This window comes from Bradyrhizobium betae (genome assembly GCF_004123905.1).
In the GTDB taxonomy this organism is placed as follows: domain Bacteria; phylum Pseudomonadota; class Alphaproteobacteria; order Rhizobiales; family Xanthobacteraceae; genus Bradyrhizobium; species Bradyrhizobium betae_A.
The window spans coordinates 86592-100220 of sequence record NZ_MZXW01000050.1 but is presented as its reverse complement, the minus strand read 5'-3'; the positions used below and the strand labels follow the sequence as shown (position 1 = coordinate 100220).

Below are 13629 nucleotides of genomic sequence, written 5' to 3'. Positions count from 1 at the left end.
GAGCCCATGCCTTTTATCTCGCGCCCTTCAGCCGGCCCGCCATGCGCTCCGCGATCGCGACCGTGGTCAAATGCGTGTTGGCGCGCGGAACCTCCGGCATGATCGAGGCATCGATGACTCGCAATCCCGTGCATCCGATCACCCGGCATTCGGGATCGACGACCGAGCGCACATCGTCCGGCGCGCCCATGCGACAGGTGCCGCTGGCGTGCTGCGCGTCGCTACACTCGGCCAATAACCAGTCATCCAGCTCCGCGTCGCTGAACGGCTCGTCCATGGAGCGTCCGCTGGCGCCATAATCGACGCGGTCGGCGATATCGGTCACCGCAGGCTGCAGACAGATATCACGCAGTCGGCGGACGCCGTCGCGCATGCGCAGGAGATCGCTGGGGTCAGACAGCATGCGTTCCTCGACTTCAGGATCGACCTCGGGGTCAACAGTCACGATGCGGACGTGGCCTTGGCTGAAAGCTTGATAGACAGACACGGCGATGCGTCCGAGCGTGACCTCAACCATCGATTTCGACGAGCGGGCGAGATTTCCGGCGATCATGATCATGTCGTTGTCGCCGGCGCCTGCGAGACCTGACGAATAGCGCAGGCAGCAATTGGTATGCCGGTGCATCAGGGTGCTGACCTGGCTGTCTTCACGCAAATGCAGCAGCGCGTTGACGATCGGATGGTCCAGCAAATTCTCGCCCACCGGCAAGTCCGCGCGGATGGGGATGCCAAGCTTCTCCAGCAGGGCGACAGGCCCAATGCCGGAACGCTGCAGGATGGCCGGCGAATGGATGGCGCCGGCGCAGAGGATCACCTCGCGCGTCGCGCGGGGCGCAAAGAATTGGCCGTTCACGCGGACCCGGACGCCGCTGGCGTGCAGCCGGTTGCCTTCGAAGGTGATGGTGTCGACCAAGGCGTGACCGACGATGTCGAGGTTGGCGCGACCGCGCGCCGGCTCCAGATAGCCGTCATTGGTGGAGATCCGTAAGCCAGACTCGCTGTTGATGGCATAGGGCGAGACGCCGGTGCCTGTGGGCGCGTTGTGGTCCTCACACCAGCCATAGCCGAGGCCGAGCGCCGAGGCGCGCAGCGCCCGGTCGACATTGCCCCAATCCGGGATCGGAGCGCGATACACCGGGATCGGACCGCGATCACCATGATAGGGTGCGTCGGGGAAATTCTTGTCGGTCTCGAGCTTGCAGAAATAAGGCAGCATCTCGTCCCATGACCAGCCAGTGCAGCCCGCGGCCGCCCAGCGGTCGAGGTCGTCGGGCACGGCGCGGATCGCGATCTGGCCATTGATGGTCGAGCTGCCACCCAGGGCGCGGCCACGCCAGAGCAGCAGCGGCGGCTGCCGCTCGGTGCGTCGCGCCAGCAGCTTCGGCCAGCGGAAGTCGTCATCACCGATGGCGCGCATCGGGTTCGGAATGCGGATGTGTTCCGGCGTGGTCGCGGTGCGGAGATCTTGCCCGGCCTCGAGCAGCAGCACACGATGCGCTGGATCTTCGCTGAGGCGCGCGGCCAGCGTCGCTCCGGCGGAACCTCCGCCGATGATGATCGTGTCGTATCCCTGTTCAATCAATTCGGCTCACTTCCATTTCGTGCCCTTCAAGCCCGGTCGCTTCCCGGGGGGCCTGACGCAACGTGATCCGCGTCAACTCGGATGGGCGACCGAGCCGCAGCGCGAAGCCTGGCCATAGCGCAGTACCGTTATTCACGTAGAGCGTCATCCCGTCCACGTCGTACCGGCCCGAGACGTAGCCTGCGTTCGCGGGTGCGGCCAGGCGGTCTAGACCCATGATCAATCCGCCGTGCGTATGTCCGGACAATTGCACGGCTACGCCGAGTTTGGCGGCGTGCCGCGCATCGCTCGGCTGGTGGTCAAGCAGGATGACCGGGGCGTCTTTGGGTGCACCATCAAGGACTGCAGCAAGATCGCGGACGTGATGACCTCTCCGGCGCGTTGCCCGGTCGGTGATGCCGGCGATGACCAGCTTGCCGCCATTGCGATCGAGAACGATGTGCCTGTTCTCCAGCGACAGCAGCCCCAACGCGGCAAAGTGCGCCATCCACGTGCTGTAGCCGAAAATGTACTCGTGATTGCCGGAGATCACATGAACTCCATCCGTTGCCCTCAAGTCCCGCAACGGCTCGATGTCGGCGCGTCGCGCATCGTGCGTTCCATCGATCAGGTCTCCGGTAATCGCGATCAGGTCCACACCCAGCGCGTTCGACCGCTCAACGACCGCGCGCGCCCATGCCGCGGGAAACAGGCGGCTGATGTGAAGATCGGTGAGTTGCAGAATGGTGTAGCCGTCGAACTGGCGTGGAAGCCCCCGGATCGCGATTTCGACATCCTTGAGCGGCGGAATCCGCATCGCCTGCTGGACGCCGATCGCGGCCGAGAGCGCGGCCAACGCAGCCAAGCCATAGCGGACGTCGTCGGGCACACTCACGAGGCCGCCATTGAATGGGATTGCGAGCAAAAGCCCGACATCGAGCGCCAGCAGCAGCAACGCCAGCAAAACGATTGCGCCGAACGCCCAGTTGAAGAGGGCGACCACCGGACGTGGAAACTCGGGAGAAAACACGGAGCCCGACGAGAGCTCGCTCCACCGATGAAACTGCAAGGCCGCCAATGCAAGCACGGCGACCACGATCTTGACCCAGAGCGGCAAATCGATCGGCCATAGGAAGCGGGTCAGGATCAGCAGATAGATCAGGCCGAATATGAGTTGGGGAATCGGTTCTCTCCGCCGGTATCAGCGCGACCTTCTTACCCGACCTATGCAAAGCGCGTTCGGAAATCGCCCATTTCCGGTGCCGGAAAGCGACGAGAGAACAATGGCAGCCGGCTTGTCGAATCAGCGATACGACGTCTGCCGGAGCGACAACCGCGAAAACCCCTAAGCTATTGAAAAGCTTGGTGGGCGCACCAGGGCTCGAACCTGGGACCCGCTGATTGAGAGTCCGATCTTTTACACACAACTACAGGCACTTAGCTGTAAAAGACCGCCTCACCGGAGCTATATAGGTCAATAGGTTATGATTGAATTGTAAATCGCAAGGCGCGTCCTGCTGACCCGCGAGCCCTGCGTCCCGAACGCAAATAGCAAGCGAAAAGATCGACAAAAACAATGGCTCGCGATTGACCACCTTTATCGTCGTTTGTTCACGGGGTTTCGGGGTCAATTGGTGGTTAGCTCGGCCGAGGAATGACGGGCCCCGCCGCGAAGCAAGCTGCGCGATCGCGGAGGCCTTCGGCGCGTGACGGCATCAAGCGACGCTCCTACCAAGCTCTACTATGAATCGCGGGGAAGGCGTTTTCACCTCAGGATCCCCAGACCGGGAGCCCAGAGACGGCGCGCGGCAAAATGTTCCTCTAGGCTCTCGACATTTTCATTGGAGCCGCACTTCCGAAATGGCACCCTAGCGTCGCCCCATCAGGCGCAGCAGCATCGAGAACAGCTAGCCAATGCACCGCCTGAGTCCACCCCCAACCGAAAGCGAGCTACTTGTCCTCGAGCCCCGATCATTAGGGCGAGCGCCACAATGACCCCGACCGGCAACAATGTCCGCCCACCGCGCATGCTCATCATCTGAATGGCGAATCCTCCATGTATTATTGCGACACTGTCCTTCGGTTTCTGAGCGGTGTCGGCAACGAATCAGACCTACGCACTCATGGCTTGCCGCTGACCCCAAGCCGACGGCTAGGTTAATGGGGATTCCAGATCGGCATGTCGGTGAACATGCGGCCCTCGGCAAAACCGATGCCGTAGATCAGGACCACCCCGAAGGAGAAGCTGACCAAGCCCGATGCCACGCGGAGCAGCCAATTGAATTTCGGCAGATTGACCGCCGTGAACGTAAACGGCGCCGACAGGATTAGCGTGATGAGCATCATTCCGACGATAGTCCCGAGCCCGAACAGCAGGAGATACCCGAGCGCGGCCACCGGTTCGCGGATGATCGAAAGGATCATTAGGGCGACGGCGGTCGACCCTGCCAGGCCGTGCACGAGGCCGATTACGAAGGGGCGCAGCCAGTCATAAAGCGCGATCCAACCGAGCCCGCTGCGGTCGAGCCGCGCCAGCGGCGTGTGCTCGTCGGCGTGACCGTGCACCCCGGAACTGTGACCGTGCGGATGCCGGTGCAAATAGTCGCCGTGCGCATGGAGGTGGTCGTGGACGTCGAGTTCATGTACGCTGGGAACGCCCGCATGCACACGGGCCACCCCGCCCGCGCGGCCTATCCCTGCCAAGGTGAGAACGCCGAGCAGGACGAGCATGACGCCGACGGCAAATTCCATCGACACGCCGAGCCGCGGCGGAATGACGACCCCGAACACGATGATTGCCGCGCCGACTGCCATGACCGTGACGGTGTGCCCGACGCCCCAGGCGGCGCCGATCAGCACCGAGCCCGCCACGCTGCGCTCGCGGCTGACGATTGTCGCAATGGCGACCACATGGTCGGCGTCGGCCGCATGCCGCATCCCGAGCAGGAAGCCGAGATACAGGAAGGACAAGACATTCAGGGCGGCTCCGGTCATTGCGCACGTTTCAAGATGGGCATCGGAGCCAGGAAACTTTCGGATACTGCAAAACGATACGTCCGCTTGTGATGGCTAGTCCATCAGGGCGATTCCGATAGAAGACCGGGGGAGAACCCTGATTGACACTGACGGGTGTGAGGCACCTACTCGTGGTGGCTGTCCTTGCACTAAGGCAAGCCAGGCGGGCCCGGAGGATTGCATGCAGCTCACTCCAAGAGAGTTCGACAAGCTGCTCGTCTACATGATGGCAGATGTCGCGTTAAAGCGAAGAGCCAAGGGCCTCAAGCTCAATTATCCCGAAGCCGTCGCCGTTATCTCAGCGGTCGCCCTCGATGGCGCACGCGCTGGGAAAACAATCGAAGACGTAACCAAGGAGGCGCGTACCGCCCTGACCAAGGCTGATGTGAAGGACGGCGTCGCCGATCTCGTTCCAATGGTGCAGATCGAGGCGGTGTTCACCGACGGCAGCCGCCTGGTGACGGTGCACACGCCCATCCAGTGAGTGCCTGACAGGAGGTTAACATGGCTGGACCAAAAGTGGGCCCTGCCGTTGCCGCAAATGTCGACCCGGCGACAAGGGACGTGCCGGTCGGCGGCTACGTGTGCAGTTCAGCGGCGATCGCATTCGATGCCGATCGTCCGGTGACGACGCTTAAGGTACGCAACGCGGGCGATCGCCCGATACAGGTCGGATCGCACTTCCATTTTTTCGAAGTCAATCGTGCGCTGGAATTCGATCGCTCGGCCGCCTTTGGGCTGCGCCTGAACATTCCGTCATCGACCGCAACGCGGTTCGAGCCCGGTGACGAACGCGAGGTTCAACTCGTTCCCTACGGCGGCAAGCGCGCCGTCTATGGTTTCAACAATCTCGTCGATGGTCCAACCGCAGGCCAAGACGCCGCCACAGTCAAATCCAAGGCGGTGGCGCAGGCGGCGAAGCGAGGCTTCCGATCGACATAAGGCGTGAGATCGCGTCGAACAGCAGAGCTTGAACGAGGGCCACTATGCCTACCATGTCTCGGCAAGAATATGTCGGCCTGTTCGGTCCGACGACAGGTGACCGCATCCGCCTGGGCGACACGGGCTTGTTCGTGGAAATAGAGCGCGATTTACGCGGCGGCTACGGCGACGAGCTCGTCTTCGGCGGTGGCAAGAGCATGCGTGAGGGCATGGGCATGGACAATCAGGTGACGCGGGCGGGCGGTGCTCCTGACCTCGTGATCACCAACGTGACCGTGATCGACGCGGTACTGGGCGTGGTGAAAGCAGATGTGGGGATCAGGGACGGCTGTATCAGCGCGATCGGCAAGGCCGGCAATCCGCAGACGATGGATCGCGTTACACCTGGCCTGGAGATTGGCCTGGCCACCGATGCCATCTCGGGCTCACATCTGATCCTGACGGCCGCCGGGATCGACACGCACATCCATTTCATCTCTCCGCAGCAGGCGCAGGCGGCGCTCTCAAACGGCACGACGACATTGATCGGTGGCGGCACCGGTCCTTCGGACGGCTCCTACGCGACGACCGTCACATCGGGTCCCGGAAACATCCGCATGATGTTGCGCGCGTTCGAAAACTGGCCGCTCAACGTCGGCATTCTCGGCAAGGGGCACGGACACGGCAAAGCAGCTCTGGTGGAACAGATCGAGGCGGGCGCGATCGGCGTGAAATGTCACGAGGACTGGGGCACCACCCCGGCGGTGCTTCGGTCTGCGCTCACCGTCGCAGACGAGACGGACACTCAAGTGTGCATCCATACCGACACGCTGAACGAATCCGGCTTCGTCGACGATTCGATCGAGGCGTTTGAGGGGCGCACGGTCCATTCGTTCCATACCGAAGGATCCGGCGGCGGCCACGCGCCCGACATCATCAAGATCGCGGGCCTTCCCAACGTCTTACCGTCTTCGACCAACCCTACGCTCCCCTACGGCATCAACTCACAGGCGGAGCTCTATGACATGATCATGGTGTGTCACCACCTCAGCCCCGACATCCCGTCGGATGTTGCGTTCACCGAGAGCCGAATCCGAGCTGAAACCATCGCCGCCGAAAACGTCCTCCAGGACCTCGGCGTAATCTCGATGTTCTCAAGCGATTCGCAGGCGATGGGACGCATCGGGGAATGCTGGCTGCGTTGCATCCAGACCGCCGATGCGATGAAGAACGGGCGCGGCAAGCTGCCGGAGGACGCGCCCGGCAACGACAATTTCCGGGTGCTGCGCTACGTGGCGAAGATCACCATCAATCCGGCGATCACGCACGGTATTGCCGACGTGCTGGGTTCGGTCGAGGTCGGCAAGATCGCCGACCTCGTCCTGTGGGAGCCAGCGTTCTTCGGCGCCAAGCCCAAGATCATCATCAAGAACGGCTTCATCAGCTGGGCAGTGATGGGCGATCCGAACGCGTCGCTGCCGACGCCGCAGCCGACCTACTATCGGCCGATGTTCGGGGCTTACGGCCATGCATTGGCGGCCAACTGCATCACGTTCGTCTCCGGCGTCGCTCATGCTGCCGGGATCAAGGAGCGTCTGGAGCTTCGCCGGCAGGTGATGCCGGTGCGAAACGTCCGCAAGATCGGCAAGCGCGACATGATCCGAAATACCGGAACCCCGAAAATTGAAGTCAGTCCGGAGACTTTCGCCGTCACCGTCGACGGCAAGCACGCGACCGTACAGCCTTTGACGACTGTCTCGCTGAACCAGAAGTATTTCTTCAGTTAAGGCGCCCGCCATGATCCTCATCCAGACCGTTCTGGGCAACATCGGCGATCCCGAATGGGCCGACCGCTTGTCTGCCGCGGACACTGACTTGCTGGAGATCGACCAGTGGGAAGCGCAGAAAAGCCGCTTCCGCAAGACGACTGCAAAGGGGGTGGAGATCGCAGTCTCAATCGACCGCGCCACCCATATCCACGATGGCGACGTGCTGCTCTGGGATGCCCAGGCGCTCTCGGCACTTGTCGCGCGAATCGAGTTGCGTGACGTGATGATCGTGCATCTGGACGAGCTGATGAACCTCGCGCCCGAAATGGCCATGCGCACATGCGTTGAACTGGGCCACGCGATGGGTAATCAGCATTGGCCGGCATTGGTCAAGGACAACTCCGTCTACGTCCCGCTGACCGTCGATCGCAAGGTGATGGCGTCCGTCATGAATACGCACCGTTTTGAAGGAATCCGCTACCAATTCGTACCCGGCCGGGTGGTCGTTCCCTACCTCGCGCCGCATGAATCACGTCGGCTTTTCGGTGGCGCGGAGGGGCCGGTCCATTCACACACCCATGAGAGCTATGCCGGTGTCGAGGCCGAGACGGGACGCGTGTACGGACATCCACCGACACACGTCCACGCCCATCCGGGAGCCGCCGCTCAGGAATTAACATCGCCGGCAACGGCCGGTTCTGCACATGACCATCGAGAATGACGGCGCCGATGCGTCGAGCAGCATCGCATCGCTCTCGCGGATGCTGCAGTTTGGTGACTCGATGTTCCCCATTGGGGCGTTCGCGTTTTCTTCCGGCCTGGAATCCGCCATCCAGAAAGGCGTCGTCACCAATGCGGCAACGCTTCGAGCGTTCGCACGCACCGCGTTGGACCAGGCGGCGCGTGGTGACTGTATCGCCCTGATCGCCGCGCATCGCGCGGCGGCTGCCGGTGACGTCGATATCCTCGTCAGGATCGATGCGCAGGTGTACGCGCGCAAGCTTTCAGATGAAGCGCGAACAATGTCGGTTCGCATGGGCAAGAAATTCACGGAGATGGGTGTGGAGATGGTGGGCGCGCCGCTGCTTCGCACCTGGCGTGAACGCATCGAAACGTCTGTTACCCCCGGTTGCTACCCGATAGCTCTGGCGATCAATTTTTCCGCACAGGATCTGCCGGCCAGCCGGGCGTTTGTCGTGCACCAATACGGCGTTGCGACAACAATCCTTGGCGCGGCCTTGCGGTTGATGAAAGTCAGCCACATCGAGACCCAGACGATTCTGTACGAGCTTACCGGGCAAGCGGCAGGGATGTACGAGGCCGCCGCGGCGGCGCGGCTGTCGGACATGGCAGGTTTTGCGCCATTGACGGACATTCTGGCCGCTGTCCATACCAGAGCGCATGTGCGCCTGTTCATGAACTGACGTCGAAGGGAGCCTCGGATGTCGAAGAATATCACGCGCATCGGCATCGGCGGCCCGGTCGGGTCAGGCAAGACCGCGATCGTGGAAGCCATAACACCGCGGTTGCTCGACCTCGGCATCAAGGTGCTTATCATCACCAACGACGTGGTGACGACCGAAGACGCCAAGCACGTTCAGCGTACCCTCAAGGGCATCCTGCTCCAGGAACGCATTCTCGGAGTGGAGACGGGCGCCTGCCCTCATACTGCGGTGCGCGAAGACCCAAGCATGAACCTCGCTGCGGTCGAGGATATGGAACGGCGCTTTCCGGATAGCGACGTCGTGCTGATCGAAAGCGGAGGCGACAACCTGACGCTCACCTTTTCGCCAGCATTGGTGGACTACTTCATTTATGTAATCGACGTCGCCGCGGGCGATAAGATCCCTCGCAAGAACGGACCCGGGATCACGTATTCCGACATACTAGTGATCAACAAAACAGATCTTGCCCCCCATGTCGGGGCCAGCCTTGACGTGATGAAGCACGATTCGCGGATGATGCGCGGCAGCAAACCGTTCCTGTTCACGAACTGCAAGACGGGAGAAGGTGTTCCGGAATTGGTCGCGCTGATCGAGCGGGAGTTTCTGTTCGATATCAATCCGCGCGCACGGCGTTCAGCATGATACCAGCGCCCTTCCCTCCCTGGACACGCGCTGAGGCGCTCGGCGCATCGATGCCGGAATTCGCCTCGTTCCAGGATGAACCGCCGCAGATGAGCAGCGGCACAGTGGGCAAGACGGGTTTCCTCCGTCTGGGTTTCGAGCACCGCTCTGGCAAGACGATCCTGGCAAACCTGGAACGCCGCGCTCCCTACATGGTGCAGCGCGCGTTGCATTGCGACGAACAAATGCCGGGTTTGGCCTATGTCTTCCTGATCACCACCACGGGCTGCTTGCTGCAGGGAGACCGGCTCGCTCTGGACGTCACCCTTTGTCCGGGCGCGCAAGCTCACCTTACCTCCCAATCGGCAACCAAGATCCACGCGATGGACGCCAATTATGCGGCGCAAAGTCAAACCATAACGCTTGCCGATGACGCATACCTGGAGTTCCTTCCCGAACCCGTGATCCCGCACCGGCACGCACGATTTATCAGCGACACACAAATCTCCGTCGCTCCGTCGGCCACATTGCTCCTCTCGGAACTTATTCAGCCGGGCCGAAAGCACCATCATCCCGACGAGTGCTTCGGAGCAACCGTGCTGTCGATATCAACAGCAGCTGCGCGGCCCGATGGTCTTTCCTTGTTCGCAGAGAAGCTGGTAATCGAGCCGCAGCGATATGTGATGCGGCAGACTGGCGTGATGGACTCCTTTGATGTGTTCGCCAATGTGATCCTGTGCGCGCCCAAGGACAAGGCAGACCGGATCTACGAGCGTGTAGAAGCCGACATTGACCTTGCGGAGGGTGTTGCGTTCGGCGCGTGCCATTTGCCCAACGACGCCGGCCTGATCTTCAAGGTGTTGGGCCGCGAAACCGCGCAAGTGAAAGCCAAGGCGCGTGAGTTCTGGAGCGTGGCACGTCAGGAGATCATCGGCGCCGCGCTACCTCCGCCCTATCTTTGGCGCTAGCGGATCGGCTGCGCCCAACAGGTGATCTCCAACAGCCGACGTCGACACGTTCGAGGAGGCAGCATTGATCAAGATCTTGGCAAAGTGGGAAAGCCTCTCTGCGTCGTCAGGTATCGTGCGGTTCCTGGACATCAATTTGCGCAGCATCGGGCAAGTCATGTTTCAGGACAACCCATTAACCGGGCTTCTCTTTCTGGCCGCGATCGCCTGGGGTTCATACGCAGCCGGCGTTCCTCGAGTGGCAATAGCCGGCGTCCTCGCTGTCGTCGTGGCAAACGTGACGGCCCAATGGCTTAACGCTGATCAAGCGTCGCTCCATGCCGGGCTCTATGGATACAACGGCGTCCTTGTCGGACTTGCGTTGACGACATTTCTATCTCCGAACGCGCTCATGTGGGTCTATGTGGTGTTGGGGGCGTCAGTTTCGGTTATCGCGATGCTCGGGACCGTCAACGCCCTTAAGCCCTGGGGTGTGTCCAGCCTGACGTTTCCGTTCGTGCTGACGACGTGGCTCCTTCTGCTGGCCACGTATGGATTTTCCGGCCTCACAGGGGCTGCACTACCGGCTGGCGACGTTGTCACCGCCTTTCAACGCTATGAGGTTAACCCGCTCGAGCTCATCGACCTTGTCCAGGGTGTGCTTCAAAGCATCTCACAGGTCTTCCTGAAGGCGAGCGGCGTGGCCGGCCTTCTGCTGCTCGCTGGCCTGGCCGTGAACTCATGGGCTGCCGCCGCATTCGCGCTCGCCGGTGCGATACTGGCAGTCCTGGCGGCTCATCTTTTCGGTGCCGAAAGCGAGCTGGTCACCGGCGGTCTTCTCGGTTTCAGCCCGGTTCTGACGGCGATCGCGCTGGGTGCCGTATTCTACCGACCGAGCTGGCGGGTCGCGATCTACGCCATGCTGGGCACGCTGGTTACGGTCATCGCACAAGCGGCGTTGAACGTTGCCTTGACGCCGCTCGCCATCCCTGCGCTTACCGCGCCTTTTGTGCTCATCACGTGGATCTTCCTTCTTCCACGCCAGTGTTTCGAGCCGGCGTCGACCGCAACAGACGATGCCGCGACAGCGCGCACAACCTAGATCCCTACTTTTGGAAGCTCATATGTCTGACCTTAATTTCGTAATACTCCAAGACGAACTGGGACGTCATAGCGTCCTGGATATCAAGTTGATAAGAGGGGGCCTGAATCATGGGACTCGTCGGGATACTGCTCGGGCTCGCGCTGCTGATGTGGCTTGCCTATCGAGGCTGGAGCGTACTCATAGTGGCACCGGTGGCTGCGCTCCTTGCCGCCGCGATTTCGGGTGAGCCGCTTCTTGCTCATTGGACGCAGACCTTTATGCCGGCTGCTGGTCGATTCGTTACGCAGTGGTTTCCGATGTTCCTGCTTGGCGGGTTGTTCGGCAAGCTGATGGACGACAGCGGTTCGATCACCTCGATCGCGCGTTTTCTGACTGAACGATTGGGAACACGCCGCACGATACTCTCAGTGGTGCTGGCTTCGGCCGCGGTCACCTACGGCGGTGTCAGCGTCTTTGTCGCCTTCTTCGTGTTAGTCCCCATGGCGAAAGAGATGTTCCAGGCTGCGAACATTCCGCGCCGCTTGATGCCGGCTACCATCGGTCTCGGGGCGTTCACGTTCACGATGTCGGCAATGCCAGGAACGCCGTCTGTCAACAATGCCATTCCGATGCCTTACTTCGGCACAACAACCTTCGCGGCGCCCGGTCTGGGCATCATCGCTTCGATCATCATTTTTATTATCGGCATGTGGTGGCTCCGCCGCGCAGAAGCGGCCGCTCGCAGGGCCGGCGAGGGCTATGATCGCAATTCGGAGGTATCTTCCAGTATCAACGAGACCGTTCGTATGCAGGCGACCGCGGCCGGCGATTTTGATCCAGCTGAATTTCAGCATGGCAAGCACAGTGCCAGCCTACCCCTCTTTGCGATTGCCGCATTGCCGCTGGTTGTAGTCATCTGTACGAATTTCCTAATGTCTCTGGTCGTCCTCCCACGGCTGGATTTTTCGTTCTTGGCCAAAGAGGTGTGGGGCGACACCACGATCGGAGCAGTGGCCGGCGTCTGGTCGGTTCTCATTGCGCTCGGAGCTGCGACCCTTACTGTCGTCATCTTCAACTATCGGCGTTTCCCGGCGTTGCGAGAAAGCCTGGATGCTGGCGCTGCTTCCTCCGTCATGCCAATCCTGATGATCGGCAGTCTCGTCGGCTTTGGTGCTGTCGTTGCGGCGCTGCCCGCGTTCGCGGACGTACGTGACGCGCTACTCGCGATTGGCGGAGGCCCCCTTATCTCTCTCACGATCTCCGTGAACGCGCTCGCTGCGCTTACCGGTACCGCTTCCGGGGGGATGGCGATCGTGCTCAATATACTTGGCGACACCTTCTTGCGGCTCGCCGCTGAGCACGGAATCGATCCGGCGCTGATGCATCGCGTGACCACGATTGGCGCTGGCACGCTCGATGCTCTTCCACATAACGGTACAGTCTTGTTACTGCTTCAGATCAGCGGGCTGACCCACCGCGAGAGCTATTTCGATATGGTGATGACCGTGATCGTAACCTGCATCATTGCGCTCGCCGCTGTCCTTGTCCTGGGTACGGTGTTCGGGTCATTTTGACGACAGCGGTTATACTTTGGAAATTGCCGCAGCATCAATGGAACTGGCGTGACGTTGGGCTGGGCGGCCGTGATAGCCGCAGGGGGCGGTGTCTACGCTCTCGCGGCGGAAGCGGCTTCGCACGGCCAACGAGTCGATGAGTGGACGGGTAACATAGGCATTCGGATCTGAAGCAACACACGGAAGCGAGCACTACACGGGCAGTGGCTGGCAGAGCGTCTTCGGGTGCAATCTAGCAGGAAAGTCGCGGATGCTGGCGCCCAATTTCTTCCAAGCGGCCGCGGCTGACGTTGTCTGGAAGAGAAGCCGGCCGCGCGCTTTCCCAACAGGCGGAGGAGGTCAAGAAGCAAATCGCAGCGCCATCCAATCCGGGGAGCCCGCGATGCAGGCGATGCTGGACGGTACCGACGCGCCGTCGCCTCGGCTTCAGGCTTGGGGACCTTACGGATCTTGACCGGCGCGATCATCAGGTTCTGAAGTACGGTCAGGTGCGGGAACAGGTTGAACTGCTGGAACACCATCCCGACGTCGCGGCGCACCATGTCGACGTTCCTGGTGGTGTGGTCGAGTTCCACCCCGTTGACGATGATCTTTCCCTCCCGGTGGTCCTTTAGCCGATTGATGCAGCGGATCATGGTCGATTTGCCGGAGCCCGACGGCCCACACACGACCACGCGCTCGCCACGCGCCAC

The 13629-nt window shown here is 61.4% G+C and carries 13 protein-coding genes; 9 read left to right on the top strand and 4 right to left on the bottom strand.

What is annotated here, in order from left to right; all coding sequences use genetic code 11:
- Positions 1-13: 13 nt before the first annotated feature.
- The 3 genes from B5V03_RS33105 to B5V03_RS33095 all read right to left on the bottom strand — a co-directional run bounded on the left by B5V03_RS33105 (position 14) and on the right by B5V03_RS33095 (position 4555).
- A complete protein-coding gene (locus B5V03_RS33105; protein ID WP_129274581.1) occupies positions 14-1582 on the bottom strand; it encodes a GMC family oxidoreductase in 1569 nt (522 codons plus the stop codon).
- Positions 1575-2744: a metallophosphoesterase gene (locus B5V03_RS33100; protein ID WP_129274580.1), complete on the bottom strand. Its 1170-nt coding sequence runs from the start codon at positions 2742-2744 to the stop codon at positions 1575-1577. The genes B5V03_RS33105 and B5V03_RS33100 overlap by 8 nt, the downstream gene beginning before the upstream one ends.
- Before the next feature lie 974 nt (positions 2745-3718).
- Complete coding sequence (locus B5V03_RS33095) at positions 3719-4555, bottom strand: high-affinity nickel-transport family protein (protein ID WP_129274579.1); 837 nt, start codon at positions 4553-4555, stop codon at positions 3719-3721.
- A 202-nt stretch (positions 4556-4757) separates the two neighbouring features.
- Here B5V03_RS33095 and B5V03_RS33090 point away from each other — a divergent pair, with 202 nt between their 5' ends.
- The 9 genes from B5V03_RS33090 to B5V03_RS33050 all read left to right on the top strand — a co-directional run bounded on the left by B5V03_RS33090 (position 4758) and on the right by B5V03_RS33050 (position 12937).
- Positions 4758-5060: an urease subunit gamma gene (locus tag B5V03_RS33090; protein WP_129274578.1), complete on the top strand. Its 303-nt coding sequence runs from the start codon at positions 4758-4760 to the stop codon at positions 5058-5060.
- A gap of 20 nt (positions 5061-5080) precedes the next feature.
- Positions 5081-5518, top strand: coding sequence for an urease subunit beta (locus B5V03_RS33085; RefSeq protein WP_129274577.1), 438 nt, complete (start codon positions 5081-5083; stop codon positions 5516-5518).
- Between the two features lie 44 nt (positions 5519-5562).
- Complete coding sequence (locus tag B5V03_RS33080; RefSeq protein ID WP_129274576.1) at positions 5563-7284, top strand: urease subunit alpha; 1722 nt, start codon at positions 5563-5565, stop codon at positions 7282-7284.
- A gap of 10 nt (positions 7285-7294) precedes the next feature.
- The gene (gene ureE / locus B5V03_RS33075) at positions 7295-7987 is read left to right on the top strand and encodes an urease accessory protein UreE (protein ID WP_129274575.1); all 693 of its coding nucleotides are present in this window, start codon (positions 7295-7297) and stop codon (positions 7985-7987) included.
- Complete coding sequence (locus B5V03_RS33070; RefSeq protein WP_129274574.1) at positions 7971-8690, top strand: urease accessory protein UreF; 720 nt, start codon at positions 7971-7973, stop codon at positions 8688-8690. The genes ureE and B5V03_RS33070 overlap by 17 nt, the downstream gene beginning before the upstream one ends.
- 18 nt (positions 8691-8708) lie before the next feature.
- Positions 8709-9353, top strand: coding sequence for an urease accessory protein UreG (gene ureG, locus B5V03_RS33065; protein WP_129274573.1), 645 nt, complete (start codon positions 8709-8711; stop codon positions 9351-9353).
- Positions 9354-9403: 50 nt separating this feature from the next.
- Entirely contained in the window at positions 9404-10300 is an 897-nt protein-coding gene (locus B5V03_RS33060; protein WP_433995358.1) for an urease accessory protein UreD, read from the top strand.
- Positions 10301-10364: 64 nt separating this feature from the next.
- Positions 10365-11381 carry an urea transporter gene (gene yut, locus B5V03_RS33055; RefSeq protein ID WP_129274571.1) on the top strand — a complete coding sequence of 339 codons (1017 nt, stop codon included), beginning with the start codon at positions 10365-10367 and terminating at the stop codon, positions 11379-11381.
- Between the two features lie 110 nt (positions 11382-11491).
- Entirely contained in the window at positions 11492-12937 is a 1446-nt protein-coding gene (locus tag B5V03_RS33050) for a GntP family permease (RefSeq protein ID WP_129274570.1), read from the top strand.
- 92 nt (positions 12938-13029) lie between these two features.
- Here B5V03_RS33050 and B5V03_RS42935 read toward each other — a convergent pair whose 3' ends face one another.
- Positions 13030-13605 (bottom strand): ATP-binding cassette domain-containing protein, encoded by a 576-nt coding sequence (locus B5V03_RS42935; RefSeq protein ID WP_349643412.1) that lies wholly within the window; start codon positions 13603-13605, stop codon positions 13030-13032.
- Between the last annotated feature and the right edge of the window lie 24 nt (positions 13606-13629).